The organism is Nonomuraea sp. NPDC050478 (assembly GCF_044458265.1).
Taxonomy (GTDB): Bacteria; Actinomycetota; Actinomycetes; order Streptosporangiales; family Streptosporangiaceae; genus Nonomuraea; species Nonomuraea ferruginea.
Map to the genome: position 1 here is coordinate 176,044 of NZ_JBITHT010000001.1, position 16,488 is coordinate 192,531.

General features: G+C 70.8%; 16 protein-coding genes. 11 read left to right on the forward strand and 5 right to left on the reverse strand.

The window, feature by feature from the left end:
• Positions 1-34: 34 nt before the first annotated feature.
• Positions 35-565, reverse strand: coding sequence for a MauE/DoxX family redox-associated membrane protein (locus ACIBF7_RS00850; RefSeq protein ID WP_397196044.1), 531 nt, complete (start codon positions 563-565; stop codon positions 35-37).
• 113 nt (positions 566-678) lie between these two features.
• Between ACIBF7_RS00850 and ACIBF7_RS00855 the strand changes: the two genes are divergently transcribed.
• From ACIBF7_RS00855 to ACIBF7_RS00870, 4 genes are all read left to right on the forward strand, one after another.
• Positions 679-1,164, forward strand: a complete 486-nt coding sequence (locus ACIBF7_RS00855) for a DinB family protein (protein WP_397196045.1) — start codon at positions 679-681, stop codon at positions 1,162-1,164.
• Positions 1,165-1,520: 356 nt separating this feature from the next.
• Positions 1,521-2,039, forward strand: a complete 519-nt coding sequence (locus ACIBF7_RS00860) for an NUDIX domain-containing protein (RefSeq protein ID WP_271277385.1) — start codon at positions 1,521-1,523, stop codon at positions 2,037-2,039.
• Positions 2,040-2,041: 2 nt separating this feature from the next.
• Complete coding sequence (locus tag ACIBF7_RS00865) at positions 2,042-3,004, forward strand: carbohydrate kinase family protein (RefSeq protein ID WP_271277384.1); 963 nt, start codon at positions 2,042-2,044, stop codon at positions 3,002-3,004.
• A 1,085-nt stretch (positions 3,005-4,089) separates the two neighbouring features.
• A complete protein-coding gene (locus tag ACIBF7_RS00870) occupies positions 4,090-5,331 on the forward strand; it encodes a prenyltransferase/squalene oxidase repeat-containing protein (RefSeq protein WP_271277383.1) in 1,242 nt (413 codons plus the stop codon).
• A gap of 40 nt (positions 5,332-5,371) precedes the next feature.
• Here ACIBF7_RS00870 and ACIBF7_RS00875 read toward each other — a convergent pair whose 3' ends face one another.
• The gene (locus ACIBF7_RS00875) at positions 5,372-6,712 is read right to left on the reverse strand and encodes an FAD-binding oxidoreductase (RefSeq protein WP_271277382.1); all 1,341 of its coding nucleotides are present in this window, start codon (positions 6,710-6,712) and stop codon (positions 5,372-5,374) included.
• A gap of 165 nt (positions 6,713-6,877) precedes the next feature.
• Between ACIBF7_RS00875 and ACIBF7_RS00880 the strand changes: the two genes are divergently transcribed.
• Positions 6,878-7,759 carry an RNA polymerase sigma-70 factor gene (locus ACIBF7_RS00880; RefSeq protein ID WP_148035320.1) on the forward strand — a complete coding sequence of 294 codons (882 nt, stop codon included), beginning with the start codon at positions 6,878-6,880 and terminating at the stop codon, positions 7,757-7,759.
• Positions 7,760-7,766: 7 nt separating this feature from the next.
• On the opposite strand, the gene ACIBF7_RS00885 is transcribed toward ACIBF7_RS00880, so the two are convergent.
• Positions 7,767-8,222, reverse strand: coding sequence for a flavodoxin family protein (locus tag ACIBF7_RS00885; RefSeq protein WP_148035321.1), 456 nt, complete (start codon positions 8,220-8,222; stop codon positions 7,767-7,769).
• Between the two features lie 69 nt (positions 8,223-8,291).
• On the opposite strand from ACIBF7_RS00885, the gene ACIBF7_RS00890 reads away from it, so the two are divergent.
• Positions 8,292-8,933, forward strand: a complete 642-nt coding sequence (locus ACIBF7_RS00890) for an HNH endonuclease family protein (protein WP_148037119.1) — start codon at positions 8,292-8,294, stop codon at positions 8,931-8,933.
• A gap of 66 nt (positions 8,934-8,999) precedes the next feature.
• Entirely contained in the window at positions 9,000-9,815 is an 816-nt protein-coding gene (locus tag ACIBF7_RS00895; protein ID WP_397196046.1) for an ArsR/SmtB family transcription factor, read from the forward strand.
• A 297-nt stretch (positions 9,816-10,112) separates the two neighbouring features.
• Here the strand turns inward: ACIBF7_RS00895 and ACIBF7_RS00900 are convergent, their stop codons facing one another.
• Entirely contained in the window at positions 10,113-12,149 is a 2,037-nt protein-coding gene (locus tag ACIBF7_RS00900) for a cellulose binding domain-containing protein (protein WP_397196047.1), read from the reverse strand.
• Positions 12,150-12,405: 256 nt separating this feature from the next.
• Between ACIBF7_RS00900 and ACIBF7_RS00905 the strand changes: the two genes are divergently transcribed.
• The 4 genes from ACIBF7_RS00905 to ACIBF7_RS00920 are packed head-to-tail and all read left to right on the forward strand — an operon-like array spanning position 12,406 to position 15,810.
• Complete coding sequence (locus ACIBF7_RS00905; RefSeq protein WP_271277379.1) at positions 12,406-13,317, forward strand: ABC transporter ATP-binding protein; 912 nt, start codon at positions 12,406-12,408, stop codon at positions 13,315-13,317.
• Positions 13,318-13,322: 5 nt separating this feature from the next.
• The gene (locus ACIBF7_RS00910) at positions 13,323-14,018 is read left to right on the forward strand and encodes an ABC transporter permease (protein ID WP_364229544.1); all 696 of its coding nucleotides are present in this window, start codon (positions 13,323-13,325) and stop codon (positions 14,016-14,018) included.
• 3 nt (positions 14,019-14,021) lie between these two features.
• The gene (locus ACIBF7_RS00915; RefSeq protein ID WP_364229542.1) at positions 14,022-15,188 is read left to right on the forward strand and encodes a sensor histidine kinase; all 1,167 of its coding nucleotides are present in this window, start codon (positions 14,022-14,024) and stop codon (positions 15,186-15,188) included.
• Positions 15,181-15,810, forward strand: coding sequence for a response regulator transcription factor (locus tag ACIBF7_RS00920; protein WP_148035327.1), 630 nt, complete (start codon positions 15,181-15,183; stop codon positions 15,808-15,810). The genes ACIBF7_RS00915 and ACIBF7_RS00920 overlap by 8 nt, the downstream gene beginning before the upstream one ends.
• 3 nt (positions 15,811-15,813) lie before the next feature.
• On the opposite strand, the gene ACIBF7_RS00925 is transcribed toward ACIBF7_RS00920, so the two are convergent.
• Complete coding sequence (locus ACIBF7_RS00925; protein WP_187281489.1) at positions 15,814-16,443, reverse strand: response regulator transcription factor; 630 nt, start codon at positions 16,441-16,443, stop codon at positions 15,814-15,816.
• Positions 16,444-16,488 lie beyond the last annotated feature (45 nt).

A 16,488-nucleotide genomic window follows, 5' to 3' on the forward strand; every position in this document is an offset into this window, starting at 1 on the left:
TGCGCATAACACGACATAGGGATCAAACCGGCTGTTATCTCGCCGTCGGCCTGAACAACGCGACGAGGTCCTCGAACGCCGTGATCAGGATGCCGGCGACCAGTCCGGCGACACCGGCGAGCAGGGCGTACGGCACCTCGAACGCGCCCGGCGCGGAGGCGGCGGCCAGCCCGAGGACGGCGACGCAGACGAGGATCAGGTTGCGCACGATGTGGATCGGGCCCAGAGGCGTGCTCGACGCTCCGAAGCACCGGCAGGGGGCGCGGTTGCCGCGCGACAGCGCCCGCCCGATCACCAGGGTGAAGGACAGCAGGAGGCAGCCTGCCAGGGCGAAGCCGACCCACCCCGCCACCCGCACCGGGACGAGCAGCAGCACGGCGACGACGATCTCGGTCGCGACCACGGCGAACGCCGCCGGCCGCAGGAGGGGGCCCGGCACCTGGTCCAGTTGGCGCAGCGAACCGACGAAGGCGGCCCAGCCGGCCTTCCCCGAGACCTTGGTCCAGGCCGCCGTGACGAAGACCGCCGCGAGCAGCAGCCGACAGGCCACGTCCAAATAGTGCACGGTGGGCCAACCTATCCACCGCGCCCAGCCACCACAACCGCGTAACCCGAGAACTGTCGGGGGCGGCCGCTAGCCTGCGGTGCGGCGGGCTGGTCGGCGAAGGGTGTGGGCCGGTGGGCGACAGCGAGAAGCAGGCCCTGTTGACATTCCTGGAGGCGCAGCGCGCCGCCGTGCTGGCGATCATCGACGGTCTCGGCGACGACGCCCTGACGACCGCCGTCCTGCCCTCGGGGTGGACGCCGCTGGGTCTCGTCGAGCATCTCGGTCACGCCGAGCGGCACTGGTTCCAGGAGGTCGCCCTGGGTTCGGCCGAGCCCCTGCCCTGGCCGGCCGACGACCACGAGCCGCTCACGACCCCGCGCTCGCCGTCGACGGTGCTGGCCTTCTACCGCGCCCAGTGCGAGCGGTCCGACGCCGTCCTCGCCACCATGCCGCTGTCGATGCGGCCCCGGGGGCGCCATCCCCATCCGCCGGGAGATCAGATCACCGACTTACGGCAGATCGCGCTGCACATGATCGAGGAGACCGCCCGTCATGCCGGACACCTCGACGTCGTGCGCGAGTTGATCGACGGGAAGACCGGGCTCGGGCCTCGCTAGCGCCCGGCCCTCTTCACTTTCATGGCCGAGCGGCCGGCGATAGGTGAAGGGCTTCACGCTCGTCGGCGTCGAAGAGTTCCCGGATGCAGCGCGGAAAGGGCGTCTTAAACGGGGCTTCAGAGGGCAGGCAACATAAAGTCGCTTTCGGGCAACATTATTGCGGAGTCTGGATGTCGGCGACCCGAACTGCCACACTGAAAAAGCCGCACTTCGGATGATCCACCGCCGCCAAGGCGCTGTCGAACGCTTCACGACTGGTGGAAACTGCCTGACGGACGAGGTAGAAGCGCTAGTGTGGGGCGCCGGCCGTGTCGCGACCGGCGTTCAGGCGTTCCCACTCGGCGAAGGTGAAGTCTATGGTGGACCGGCTCTTGGGCGGCCTGACAGAGGCTGATCTGGCGAATGAGGAAAAAGTGCGCATCGTCGTCGCGCAGAAAGCCTTCATGGCCGACAGGAACCGCCTGTTGCTCGTCCGCAAATCGCCATCCGACCCCTACAACCCCGGTTTGTGGGAGGTTCCCGGCGGGCGAATGCGGGGCGCGGACGAAGGGCTCGACGAGCACATCGTGCGCGAGGTCCGCGAGGAAGCGGGCATCGAGATCGAGCCCGGCCCTCCCTTTCACATGTGGGACTGGGCCATGCCGGCCGACGACGGCGGTTGTGTCCGGGTCATCGCCGTGGCCCGGCAGTGCCGGGCGTTGTCGCACGAGGTGACCACCTCCGGCCAGATCTCCGGCGACCACATCGACGAGGTGAGGTGGGTGCCGCTCGACGCCGTCGCCCGCTATCCGCTCATTCCCGGGATCGATGGGGCGGTCGAGCGGTTCCTGCGGCTGCGCGGCGCGCATCCGTCCGAAGCCGTCTGCCGCCGCTGACCATGATTCCCGCCGACGGAGAGCGCCGGTTCAGTCTGGTCGCGATCGGTGAGATCCGGATCGACGTCCGCGTGCGGGTCGACTCCCTTCGCTTTCGCGACGTGTGCGGCGACCAGTTCCATTACGCGCCGGTGCGCATCACTCCGGCGGGCGTCGCGCTGCAGATGGCCCGCCAGGCGATCGGCCTCTTCGCCACCGTCACGCTGGTGTCGAGGATCGGGCGTGACGAGTTCGCCGATCCGATACGGGCCCAGGTGACCGCGATGGGGGTGACGCCGCGGCTGACCGTGGTGGAAGGCGCCTCGACCGCGCGGGTGCTCGTCATGCGTGACACCTCGGAGGGGCACGGGGTCCGCCTGATGGTCGCCGAACCGCTGTCGGACCTCCAGATGCTGGGCGTGTCGGACGTGCGGGCGGCGATCCGGGAGATCGCCGCGGCGGACGCCCTCTTCCTGACGGGATACGAGCTGCTGCACGCCCGGTCGGCCGAAGCCGTGCTGGAAGCCGCGGCCGTCGCCCGGTCGCACTCCACGGTGATCTGCCTCGACCTGGTGCCGCACGACATCCACCGCAGGATCCCCCCGGCCCGGCTGCTGCCGCTCCTGGAGGCGGCGGACGTCGTGGTGGGCGAGCTGGAAACGCTGCGTGGCGTGGTGGACGCCCCTGACGGCGGCCCCGAACTTCTGTTTCCCCTGCTCGACGCGGTGCACAAGGCCGCACCGGTGTGGATGATCCGCTCGGGGGCCGGTGGCGCGAGCCGGTCGACGATCTACCAACAGGACCGCCTGCACGTCGACTACCCCACCGGCTACGAGCGCGTCTCCGATCCCATGGGCTTCGGCGACCTGCTCACCGCGCGTGAGCTGCGCTGGCTGCTGTCAACGGGGCTCGCCCCGGCCTCCGCGGACGGGAGCAGCTTCCGGAGCGTCGCCATGAACCGCTCGCGCGTCTCCGGCAGCCCGTAGATGTCCTGCCAGCGCCACCGCTCGCCGGGCGGCGCGGCGCACATCCTGAGGAACTGCGTGGGCAACGATCCCGGGCAGGGGTAGGTGGTCGTTCCCTCGGCGTCCTCCAGGTAGAGGTAGGAGACGCCGCTCCGGAACAGCTCCGCCGGGCCGGCGGAGGTGCCGGACAGGGCCTCGCGCTCGATCCCGGCGCGGACCGGGCCGGCCCCGGGCAGGAAGTGCAGGTGCGCGTGGTCGATGCAGGAGCCCGCGCCGTGCGGGCCGGCCGGGCCGTGTTCGAAGACCGTCACGGGGCGGCCGTAGACCGCCTCCAGCCACCGGGTGACCTCCCGCTTCCGCCGGGCGACCTCCCGCGCCAGGCCGGGCGGGCACGCGCCGAAGCACGGGAAGTGGCGGGTGGAGACCAGCAGGAGATGGCCCTCGGTGAGAGGAGCCAGATCCGGCGCGCACCACAGGAACTCGTCACCCCACAGCAGGGCGGCCGCACCGGGAACACCGGCGTCCTGGTTCATCCGAAACCGGAAACGACCGCAAAATACACAATCCTCCTCTTGGCCGGTTTTTGACACGTTTTCAGAAAGCATGACGGCGCCGTCTCGATTTTCGGGCGTGCCGTACCGTGGAATGAGGACTCCGCCGGGCGGGAGAAGTTCGAAGGCTTCCGGCAGCAGATGACCGGCCGTCTCCATGTCGCAGTGAATGCGCCGGTAGAAACCCGCTGGATACGGCAGGGCACCCGGGATCGGGCGGGTAACAATGCCCTCCTCCGCGGCCCAGGTCCCGGTGGCGGTGGTGAGATGGGCCAGGGAAGCCCGCCGGGGAAGGGATCGGGCCCACTCGGTCGTGCCGCCGATCGCGAGGATATCGCCGTCCTCAATATGAAAGCCAGAAACCACCGATCTGCACCGTCCCGAATGAGGTATGGCGACCGGACACTTCGGCTATATCAAAGCGTGACGTTAGTTGCAATGGGGGGAACGGTACGCTCCGGGAAAAGCGGCGACGGGGGAACGGCCTTGTTGCACGAGATCGATCTGTCACAGTCCGAGAGCGCGTTGAACAAGTCGATGGACTTGTTGCGCCACATGTACAACGAAAGTCCCGCGGGTGGGGGCGGCTGGTACCACCTGCTCGACACCGTCCCGCCGGGGGCGACCGCGACCGCCGTGGCGTTGCTGACCTTCCACGTCGCGGGTGAGTCTCCGCCCCACCTGGAGGACGCGCTCAACTTCCTCAGGGTCCGCCAGATCAAGGACGAGGACCCGAAGGTCGACGGCGGCTGGTGGACCAACACCAGCAAGGACAAGCCGGTGGTCGAGGCGACCGCCTGGGTGGTGCGGTGCCTGGCCGCGCTGCGGTGCGACGACCAGCCGACGACTCCCGACCTCTCACGGGCGGTGTCCTGGTTGCGCAACAACCAGGACAGGTCCGGCGGCTGGGGCTCCTTCCACGGCTGCCCGCCCCGCGTCTGGCTGACGTGCCTGGCCCTGCGGGCCCTGCTGGAGGCGGCGCCCCAGGACCCGGCGGTCGACAAGGGGGTGGCGTGGCTGATCGAGCAGCAGCTGCCCTCCGGCGGCTGGGCCCCGGAGCCCCGCCAGAACCAGGCACGCGTCGCCCACACCGCGTCGGCGCTCACCACGCTGGTGAAGGCCGGCGTCGACCCGGCGTCCGAGAAGGTGGCCAAGGGCTTCGACTGGCTCCTCGCCAACCTGGACACCTCCTCCCTGGTGGAGATCGGCAACCGGGAGGAACGGTCCAACGTCCTCTTCCTGCGTACGGACAAGGGCGAGGAATACTGGCTCCCGCCGTCGCTGACGCACTACGCGCTGCCGGTGGCGACCACGGCGCTGATGCACCATCCGCGGTTCCAGAGCATCGACGTGGCGGGGAAGCTGGCGCAGTCCTTCGACACGATCGTCACCGAGCAGTGTCAGGACGGGTCCTGGCCCAACAGCATGAGCACGCACATCACTCTGTGGGGGGTGTGGCCCTGCGTGGAGGCTCTGGCGTCGCTCAGGAGCGTCAGGCTCGCTCGTGCCGGGGATCAGATCGTCTGGATGGAAGGCGCGATCGTGATCCGGCAGAAGGACGGGAAGAACCTGCCGATCGAGAAGGTCCTGCGTCCTCTGCTGCCGCGGCGCCGGTGGGCCGGGTCCCTGCGGTGGTTGCGGAGGCACTGGGCCTGGGTGTCGCTGGCGCTCTTCGTGGCGGGAGGAGCCGTGGGGCTGGCGACGCGGCTGATCCAGCTGACGGAGTTCGCCTTCGGGCTGATCTTGCCGATCGTCCTCCTGGTGCTCCAGCGCTTCATCGATCGCAAACGCCAGTGACGCGGCCGGCCGGCCACTGACATGGCCGGCCGGTTCCTGTCTACCGGGGCCGGATGTTGTGGTTGCCGGTGAACAGGTTGCCGGGGTCGTACTGACGCTTGACCGCGGCGAGCCGCTCGTAGGTCGGCGCCGGGTAGACGGCGGCGACGTCCTCCTCGGTGGCGGTTGCGAGGAAGTTGGCGTAGGCGCCGCCGGCGTGCGGCGCGAGTTTCGCCCAGAGCGCTTCCAGGGCGGGACGCGCGGCCTCGACGACCGGCTCGGGGCCCGCGACGGTGGTCGTGAACATCAGCTCCGCCTGGCGGTGCGCGTAGGCGGTGGCGTCGGGGGCCACGCGGGACACGGCGCCGCCGACGCTGCGGACGGCGATGAACGGCGGCCTTTCCGACGCCCCGGCCTCGGCCAGCACCTTGAGCGCGGCGGGCGCCGCGTCACCGCCGGTGAAGGCGCTCCGGGTGAACACGCGGAAACCCGGCGGCGGGGTGGCGCCCTCCACGAGCGTGTCCGCGAAAGGCCGCGGTGCGACGTCGTCGTCGATGACCGTGCCGAGGCGGCGGATCGGGTCGATGGCTCCGGCCGCGCGCTCCGGGTCGTCGCCGTCGAAGGCGACGCGGATCTCGACGGGCGCTTCGGGGCCGCCCGCGAAGGGGTTGGCGAACTCCGCGACGGAGGTGAGCTCTTCAGGGGCGGTGCGGAGGAGGTCCGCCCAGCCCTGGAGCACGGCCGCCGCCTCCCGCGCGGGGAAGGCGATCCGGCCGAAGAAGACGTCCGTCGTCGGGTGTGCCGCGAACGCGAAGGCGGTCACGATCCCGAAGTTGCCGCCGCCGCCGCGGATCGCCCAGAACAGCTCCGGGTTCTCCCGCGCGGAGGCCCGCACGGTCTCCCCATCGGCGGTGACCAGCTCCGCGGCGACCAGGTTGTCCAGGGCCAGGCCGTGCTTCCTGACCTTCCAGCCGATGCCCCCGCTCAAGGTCAGCCCGCCGACCCCGACTCCCTTGGTGTCACCCGAGGAGATCGCCAGGCCGTGCGGGGCCAGCGCGGTCGCGACCTGGCCCCAGGTGGCGCCGCCGCCGATCCGTACGAGGTGACGCTCCTTGTCGGTGACCTCCACGCTCGCGAGCGCGCCGAGGTCGATCACCACGCCGCCGTCGTTGGTGCCGAAGCCCGCGAAGGCGTGGCCGCCTCCTCGTACGGACAGCCGGAGGCCGGCGCCGGCGGCGAATCTCACACCCGCCCGCACGTCCCCGACGCTCCTGGGCCGCAGGACCCAGGCAGGACTGCCCGTCACCAGCACGGAACGACTGGCCGACGCGTACTCGGCCGATCCCGGTTCGACGATGTCGCCGCCGAAGTCGCGGCGCAGGGTTTCCAGTGCTGAACTCATGATGTTCCTTCCGTACGCGGTCTGACGAGCAAGAGATCCCGGCGGCGCGACGCTTGTGACAGCACGGCGGGTGTGACGTATGTCACCGAGTCCGGGTGTCACACGGCGGCGGCGGCCGGGATCGTATGCGTGGCACGGTCGGGAACGGACAGGCGAGGAGCAGTGATGGGCGAAGGCAGCGAGCATCCGGCGACCGAGGCGTTCCTCGCCCACCGCAACCTGCTGTTCACGGTCGCCTACGAGATGCTGGGCTCGGCCGCCGACGCGGAGGACGTCCTGCAAGAAACCTGGCTGCGGTGGGCGGGCGTCGATCTCGGTACGGTGCGGGATCAGCGTGCTTATCTGGTACGGATCGTCACGCGGCAGGCGCTGAAACGGCTGCGCACGCTCGGCCGGCGCAAGGAGTCCTACGTCGGCCCGTGGCTGCCCGAGCCGCTGCTGACCGCGCCCGACGTGGCCGAGGACGTCGAGCTGGCCGAGAGCGTCTCGATGGCGATGCTGCTGGTGCTGGAGACGCTGACGCCGACCGAGCGGGCGGTGTTCGTGCTGCGTGAGGTGTTCGACCTGGCCTACGACGAGATCGCGGAAGCCGTCGGCAAGAGCGCGGCCGCGGTCCGCCAGATCGCCCACCGGGCGCGGTCCCACGTCGCCGCCCGCCGGCCGCGCGGGGCCGCCTCACCGGCCGAGACCCGCGACGTGCTGGAGGCGTTCCGGCGGGCGGTCGAGACGGGCGACCTGCGGCGGCTCCTCGACGTCCTCGCGCCCGACGTCGTCCTGCTGGCGGACGGCGGCGGGCTCGTGCCGGCCGCGCCCGCGCCCGTCGTGGGAGCCGGTCAGGTGGCCGCGCTGCTGAAAAGGGTCGCCCGCACGGCGTCGCCGCAGCCGGCGCTGGTCAACGGCTGCCCCGCGCTGGTCATCCGTGCCGATGGCGAGGTCGAGACCGTCATGGCGGTGCGCGTCGAGGACGGCCTCATCACCGGGCTCTACGCCGTGCGCAATCCCGAGAAGTTGTCGCGCATGGAGCGGGAGACCGCGGTGAGCCGCTGAGCCGCCGTCAGCCGGGGCTGATCGTGGCGGCGACCGTGGCGCCGAGCTCCCAGCAGGCTTCCAGGTCGTCCTTGCCGGGGGCGCCCGTCACCGACGCCGGGCGCCGGACCCGCTCCCAGCCGAGTCCGGTGGCAATCGACTCCACCGCGCGGACGGCGCCGGTCGTGTCGTTGTTGCCGTGCACGTACAGGGCGTACGGCAGGCGGCGGGTCTCCTCCAGGCAGGGGTAGTAGATCGTGTCGAAGAAGTGCTTGAGCGCGCCGCTCATGTAGCCGATGTTGGCCGGGGTGCCCAGGATGAGGCCGTCGGCCGCGAACACGTCGACGGCGGTGGCGGCCAGCGCCGGGCGGGTGACGACCTCCACGCCCTCGACCTCGTCGGTGGTGGCGCCCTCCCGGACGGCCTCGAAGAGCTCGCGGAGCGTGGGCGAGGTGGTGTGGTGCACGATCAGCAGGCGCGTCACGTCATCGATCCTTTCACGGCGAGGTTAGCCGCGCCGCGAGCGGGGATGCCGCTCGTCATGGGTGAAACCATGATCTTCTTGCGGCGGGCGACCAACGTCGCCGTGCTCACTCTCCTCGTCCTCCCGATCACCGCCGTTCTCACTGCCCCGCCCGCGGCGGCCGAATCCCGCAAGCAGGCCGCCGCCCGGGCCCGGAGCATGCTGGCGCAGCTCAAGGTCGCCAGGCCGTTGTCCATCCGCGGTTACAGCCGCGAGAAGTTCCGTCCCCACTGGGCGGACCGCAAGGGGAGGTGCAGTACGCGGGAGCTCGTCCTGGCCCGCGACGGGCGGCGCGTCCGCCGGAACGCGGCCTGCCACCCGGTCAAGGGAGTCTGGTTCAGCCCGTACGACGGCAAGAAGCTGAAGAGCGAGAGGTACGTGGACGTCGACCACGTGGTGCCGCTCGCGTACGCCTGGCGGTCGGGCGCCAAGCGGTGGAGCCCGGCCAAGCGGCGCGCGTTCGCCAACGACATCAGGCGGCCCGAACTGCTCACCGTGAGCCATTCCGCCAACATCGCCAAGGGCGCCAAGGGCCCGCAAAGCTGGCGTCCGCCGCGCCGCGCCCACTGGTGCCGGTACGCGACGTCATGGATCACCGTGAAGCGTCACTACCGGCTCTTCGTCACCCGCAAGGAGAAGACGGCCCTGCTCAACATGCTGCGCACCTGTTGACATGCAGCCGTTTGGCTGCCTATCGTTCATAGGCAGCCAAACGGCTGCGCATTCGAGGTGGTAGCTGTGGACGACGTGTTCAAGGCGCTGGCCGACGCCAGCCGCCGCATGCTCCTGGACAGTCTCAACGCCCGTGACGGCCAGACCCTGAGCGAGCTCTGCGACGGGCTGGACATGGCCCGCCAGTCGGTCAGCAAGCACCTGGCCGTCCTGGAGGCCGCCGAGCTGATCACCACGGTCAGGCACGGCCGGGAGAAGCTCCACTACCTCAACGCCGCCCCGATCAACGACATCGCCGAGCGCTGGATCCGCCGCTACGACCGGCGGCGCGTCCAGTCGCTGTCGGCGCTGAAGCGAGCCCTTGAGGAGACGGCTGTGTCCAAGCCCGAGTTCGTCTACACGTCCTACATCGTCACCACGCCGGAGCGCCTGTGGCGCGCGCTGACCGAGCCGGAGTTCACCCGGGCCTACTGGGGTCTCACCCTGGAGTCGGCCTGGACCAAGGGCGCCCCCGTCGTCTGGCGCACCGAGGGCTCGGTCGTCGACGACGGCGGCAGCGTGGTCCTGGAGTCCGACCCCTACCGGCGGCTCTCGTACAGCTGGCACACCTTCACCCGGGAGTGGGCCGACGACGCCGGCGTCGCCCCGGACGTCCTCGCCGAGATCGCCGCCGAGCCCCGCTCTCGCGTGACCTTCGATCTCGAACCGGCCGGGGAGCGGGTCAAGCTCACCGTCGTCCACGACGGGTTCGAGCCGGGCAGCACCGTTCTGGAGATGATCAAGGGGGGATGGCCGGACCTGCTGTCCGAACTCAAGACCCTGCTCGAACGGCAGCCGGCCGGTGTTGAGGACGGATCACGGCGACCTGACGCCGAGCGTTGACCGTCGCGATCCGTCAGATCGGGACTGCGGTCACCACCAGTAGCCCCAGTCGTCGTCCCAGTCCCAGTCGTTCCAGTAGCCCCACCACCTTCTGCGGCGGCAGCGACGGTATCGACGGCGGCGGCAGCCGCCATATCCGCTACTCACGACGTCTCCCCCTTTTCGATTGATCCTTCAATTAGGACGCTAGCACCCAAATGGGGATCAATCACTACAAATCCACCGGTTTCAAAAAGACTTGAAGGGCATCGAAGGCCGTCGATCGAATGGCGGCCTTCGATGCCCTTTCATGACGCGTCAGCCGGTGCCGCAGACCCTTCCGTTGAAGGTGAAGACCGACGGCAGGACGTTCGGGCCGGTGTAGTTGCCGACGAAGCCGATCGTGGTCGTCGCGCCCGTGCCCAGCGCGCCGTTCCCTGGCTCGCTGACGGCCTTGACGTCCTGGCCGTTCTGGGTCCAGGTCGCGCTCCAGCCGCTGCCGAGGCTCTGCCAGGCTCTCGGCCAGGCGAAGTTCAGCGTCCAGCCGTTGACCGGGGCGCCGGTGTTGGTGATCTCGATGCTGCCGACGTAGCCGCTGGCCCAGTCCGACTGGACGGTCAGCTTCGCCGTGCAGGAGCTTGTGGCGGGGGCCTTGGTGGTGAAGGTCAGCGGCGGGGAGGACCAGGAGAGGCCGCCGCCGCTGTCGCGGGCGATCACGTTGACGGTGTAGCGGGTGCCGGGCCTGAGGTTGGCGGCCGTGAACGAGGTGCCGCCCGTCTCGCCGAGCTGCTCGGTGACGGCGCCGTGCTGGCGGTGGATCTCGTACTTGGCGACCGGGCGGGCGCCGGGGGTGGCGCGCGGCCAGGTGATGGTGGCGGTGGTGTCGGTCACGGCGGTGGCGGTGGGCTGACCGGGGGCGCCGGGGCCGGACGGCGGGACGGCGGGACGCAGGACGATCGTGGTGAGCGACAGCGGCGGCAGGAGCCGGCCGGCGGGAGTGCCCGCGGTCTCGGTGGTGATCGCGGTGGCGCCGTTGGTGTGGGTGAGCACGGTGGGCGCGCCCGCGGCGGGGGTGTAGCCCTCGTAGTCGAGGGCGGCCGCGTACGAGGTGTCGCGCGAGGTGTTGATCAGCATGACCGCCAGCTCGCCGTTGGGGCGGCGGGCGGCGTGCGCGGAGACCGCGGGCTGGTCGGCCGCCGCCCGGACGAACTGGTCGCCGGGACGGGCGAAGCGGCTGACCATCTGGAGCGCGTAGTAGGGCGCGAAGGGGGTGTTCAGCGCGGGCTCGCAGACCGAGCCGTCGGACGTGCAGGCCGCGCTCGACAGCAGGCCGAAGTCGCCGTAGTCGGTGTGCCCCTCGACCTCGGTGACGGCGCCGATGCCGTTGCGCACGTTCCACCAGTCGACCGTGAACACGCCGTTGGCCAGCAGCGTCGCGTACGCGTCGGCGGCGGCCAGGGCGCCCGGCTGGGTGTTGGTGCCGTTGCTGCTCGAGCCGGTGTTGAACTCCGTCATCGCGATGCCGATCCGCTCGGCGCCGGGGCCGGCGTACCGGGCGATCTGCTCGCGGGCGAGCTGGACCATGTCGGGTACGTGTCCCGTACGGTCGAGGGCCCCCGGATACCAGTGCAGGACCACGAAGTCGATCTTGGATCCGGCGGCCGACAGGACGACCTGGTTCCAGCTTCCCGCGTCGCCCTCGGCCACGATCGCGTCGGGCCAGTTGGCGGGGGTGGTGAGCACGGCGCCGATCTTGATGGTGGGGTCGACGGCCTTCATGGCGTCCGCGTAGGCGACGACGTGGCGGGCGTACTCGGCCGGGCTCTTGTCGGGGTGGTCGTCGGCCTCCCAGGCGGCGCCGTAGTGGCCGTTGCCGTAGTTCTCGTTGCCGATCTCCCAGTACTTCACGCCGTAGCCCTTGGTGACGTTGGCATACCTGACCCAGGCGGCGGCCTCCTCGGCCGTCCCGGTGCCGTAGTTGGCGGTCACCATCGCCTTGGCCCCGGTGCGGCGCACGCCGGCCATGTAGGTGTCGAAGTCGGTGTTCGGCGCGACGTAGCCGCCGGGGGCGGTGTGGTCGGCCCAGTGGTAGATGTCGGAGTACGAGCCGCCGGGGTAGCGCAGCAGCTTCACGCCCGCCTCCTTGAGGAGGTCGGCGGTCTGGTCCGAGCCCAGGTGGGTGTCCCAGATGGCATGGTTGGTGCCGATGCCTGTCTCGGGTACGGCCGCGAGGGCGGCACGGGTGTTGACGGTCACCTCGACAGGGGCGGCGTCCTGGGCATGGGCGGCAGGGATGTTCAGGGCGGCCAGCGTCAGCACGATCGCGGACGCGGCCCGGAGCAGGGTTCTCGGCATCGGTGCACCTCGCCGTGGCAGTGGTCATCACTGGACGGTCATCACTCGACGGTCATCACTCGACGCCTCCTCCTGACCAGGAGACAAGCGTGATCATGTGCGGCGGGCGGTGCGTTCGTCAACCGCCGGTGAAACTTTCAGCTCCGGATTCGGCCGCGCATCAACCGATCGGTTGATTTCCGCGCCAGCCGGATCCGCGGCGGATCATGGCCGGCGGGTCGATTCGCCGGAGCCGCCGGCGGACGACGCTTGAGCCATGGCAGTCATCGAAGTCAACGGGCTCCGCAAGTCGTACGGGGAGCTGACGGTTCTGGACGGGGTGTCGTTCTCCGTGGAAGAGGGCGAGATCTTCGGCATCCTCGGCCCCAACGGCACCGGCAAGACCACCACCGTGGAGTGCGTGGAAGGGCTGCGGCAGCCCGACGACGGGTCGATCAGCGTGCTGGGGCTCGACCCGGCCAAGGACGGCAGGCGGCTGCGCGAGCGGATCGGCGTGCAGCTCCAGCACACGCAGCTGCCGGAGAACATCAAGGTGTGGGAGGCCCTGGACCTCTACGCCTCCTTCTACGCCCAGCCGCGCGACTGGCGCGAGCTGATGGCCGAGTGGGGGCTGGACGAGAAGCGCGACGCCCGGTTCGGGAAGCTGTCGGGCGGCCAGAAGCAGCGCCTGTTCATCGCCCTGGCGCTGGTCGGCAACCCGCGGGTGGCCTTCCTCGACGAGCTGACCACCGGGCTCGACCCGCAGGCCCGGCGCACCACCTGGGAGCTGATCAAGCGGGTCCGGGCGAGCGGCGTGACGGTGGTGCTGGTCAGCCACTTCATGGACGAGGTCGAGGAGCTCTGCGACCGGGTCGCCGTCTTCGACCGCGGCCGCGTCGTCGCCCTCGACACCCCGGCGGGGCTGATCGACGGGATCGACGCCGAGCACCGGATGAGCTTCACCCTGATGGACGGCGAGCCCGCCGGGCTGGCGGACCTGCCGGGGGTGACCGGGGTGAGCAGGACCGGCGACCGGGTGGTCGTCAGCGGGCGGGCCGACTTCGCCACCGCCGTCACCGCCCACCTCGCCAGGCACCACGTCCTCGTGAGCGATCTGCGCATCGACAAGCGCACCCTCGACGACGCCTTCATCGCCCTGACCGGCCGTTCCTTCGGCACCAAGGAGTAGGACCCGTGACCAAGCTGACCTTCGTCGAACTGAAGCTGCTCACCAGGGAGCCCGGGGCGATCTTCGCCCTGCTCATCCCGCTGTTCATCCTCGTGGTCTTCGGCAGCTCGATCGAGCCCGGCGACACCGTGCTGGTGCCGATGGCGCTGGCCATCGCGGTGGGGCTCGTCGGCCTCTACATGCTGCCCACCACCCTGGCCACCTACCGTGAGCGGGGCATCCTGCGCCGGCTCTCGGCCACGCCGGTGCGCCCGGTGCGGATGCTGGTGGTGCAGCTGATCCTGCAGCTCGTGCTCGCGGTGGCCGCCTGCGGCCTGCTGCTGGGCGTGGCGGGCGGCGTCCTGGGGGCCCACCTGCCCTCCCGGTGGCCGCTGGTCGCGCTGGTCTTCCTGCTCGGGGCGGGTTCCCTGTTCGCCATCGGGCTGCTCATCGCGGCGCTGGCCCCGAACGGGCGGTCCGCCAACGGGATCGGCGTCCTGCTGTACTTCCCGATGGCCTTCCTGGCCGGGCTGATGCAGCCGACGCACCAGATGCCCGATATTTTGGTGCGCGTCGGTGAATACACCCCTCTGGGGGCTTTCCGGCAGAGTCTGCAGGACATCTGGGCGGGCAGCCCGGCCGATCCGCTGCCGCTGCTGGTGATGGCCGGGTACGCGCTGGTCGTCAGTATGATCGCGGCCAGGTTCTTTCGCTGGGAGTAAGGCATGACGGCGCAGCTCGATCGATGGGAGCGCCTGCTGGAGCGCCAGCTGACGGCAGCACCGTACGTCCTGCTGGCAGCCAGCACGATGCTCGCGCTCCTCACGGAGGACGGCCCGCCATGGCGGGTCGTGGCGCTGGCGGCGCTGGCCGCCTTGTGGCTCCGGCTGGTCCCGCGGGGCGTCGTCTACGTGATCGGGCTGATCGTCCTGATCGGCGTGCTGTGCACGCAGGCGGTGTGGTTCGCCGGCTTCTTCGGCTTCATCGGCTACCTGCACTCATGGGAGTACCTGAAAGGGATGTGGCGCTTCGCCGGGGTCACCGCCACGGCGGCGATCAGCGTCACGGCCTTCTTCGGCGGGCCGCCGGACCCCGTCCCGTCCAAGATCCTCTCGTACCTGCTGCTCACCGCCGCCATCGTGGCCGCGGTCGGGCTGTTCAGCTTCGTCGGCGAGATCACGGCCGCGCGCAGCGCCGAGCGGAAGCAGATGGTGACGCGGCTGGAGGAGACGCTGCGGGAGAACGCGGGCCTGCATGCGCAGCTGCTGGTCCAGGCCCGGGAGGCGGGCGTGATGGACGAGCGGCAGCGGATGGCGGCGGAGATCCACGACACCCTCGCCCAGGGCCTGACCGGCATCATCACCCAGCTCCAGGCGGCACACCAGGCCGGCGACTGGCGCCGCAACGTGGACAACGCCCTGCGGCTGGCGCGGGAGAGCCTCGCCGAGGCCCGGCGCTCCGTCCAGGCGGTCGGCCCCGGCCAGCTGGACGCCGCCCCGCTGCCCGAGGCGCTGCGCGAGGTCGTGGCCCGGTGGAGCGAGCTCAACGGGGTGCGCGCCGACTTCACCACCACCGGCACCGTGCGCCCCATGCACCCGGAGGTGGAGGAGACCCTGCTCCGCACCGCGCAGGAGGCCCTGGCCAACGCGGCCAGGCACGCGGGCGCGTCCCGGGTGGGGCTGACCCTTTCCTACATGGAGGACATGGTGACGCTGGACGTGCGCGACGACGGCGCGGGCTTCGACCTCGAACGCGTACGGGAGGGCGGCGGTTTCGGCCTGACCTCGATGCGCGGGCGCGTCAGCCGCCTGGCCGGAACCCTGGAGATCGAGACCGAGCCCGGCGGCGGCACCGCGATCTCCGCGAGCGTCCCGGCGGTGGCGCGTGGCTGACGACCCGATCCGGCTGCTGATCGCCGACGACCATCCCATCGTGCGCGACGGCATCCGCGGCATGTTCGCCGGCGACCCGGACTTCGAGGTGCTCGCCGAGGCCGAGAACGGCGCCCGGGCGGTCGAGCTGGCGCGGGCGCTGAGCCCTGACGTGATCCTCATGGACCTGCGCATGCCGGGGATGGACGGCGTCGCCGCCATCAAGGAGCTCACCAGGCTCGGCATCGGGGCCCGGGTGCTCGTCCTGACCACGTACGACACCGACAGGGACGTCCTGCCCGCCATCGAGGCCGGCGCGACCGGCTATCTCCTCAAGGACACCCGGCGCGACGACCTCATCAGGGCCGTGCGCACGGCGGCGCGGGGCGAGTCGGTGCTGTCCCCGTCCGTCGCCACCCGCCTGGTGGGGCAGGTGCGCACGCCGGCCGACCCGCTGAGCGCCCGCGAGCTGGAGGTCCTGGACCTGATCGCGCAGGGCACGACCAACCGCGAGGTGGCCGCGCGCCTGTTCGTCAGCGAGGCCACGGTCAAGAGCCATCTGCTGCACATCTACGCGAAGCTCGGCGTGAACGACCGCGCGGCGGCCGTCGCCGTCGCCTTCCGGCGCGGCCTCATCGGCTGAGCGTCAGAGGCCCGCCTCCCGGGCGCGCATGATCGCCTGTGCGCGGTCGGCCACCTGGAGCTTGGTGAAGACGGCCGAGACGTGGTTGCGCACGGTCTTCTGGCTCAGCCCCAGCCGGGCGGCGATCTGCGGGTTGGTGAGGTGGCCGGCGATCAGGGCGAGGATCTCCCGCTCGCGCGGGGTCAGGCCGGGCAGGGCGGGCTCGGCGCGCTCGCCCGCGGAGAAGTAGCCGACGAGGCGGGAGGCGAGGGCCGGGCCGAACACGGCGCCGCCCTCGGCCACGGTCTGCACCGACCGGACGAGCTCGGCCCGGCGCGCGCCCTTGACGACGTAACCGCGGGCCCCGGCCCGGACGGCGGCGAACACCGAGTCGTCGTCGTCGGACATGCTGAGCACGAGGACCCTGATGTGCGGGTGGTCGCGGGTCAGCCGCTCGGTGGCCGCGATGCCTCCCATGCCGGGCATGTCCAGGTCCATCAGGACCACGTCCGGCTGGATCCGCCCGGCCAGCGCGAGCGCCTGTTCCCCGCTGCCCGCCTCGTCCGCGACGTCGATCCCCTCGGCCGTCGCCAGCAGAGTCCGCAACCCGGCGCGGAACCCCGCATGGTCGTCGACCACCAAGACCTTGATCATCGCCGTCCCCTTCCGCGCCCGCACGGTCGTCGGCCACCAGGATCG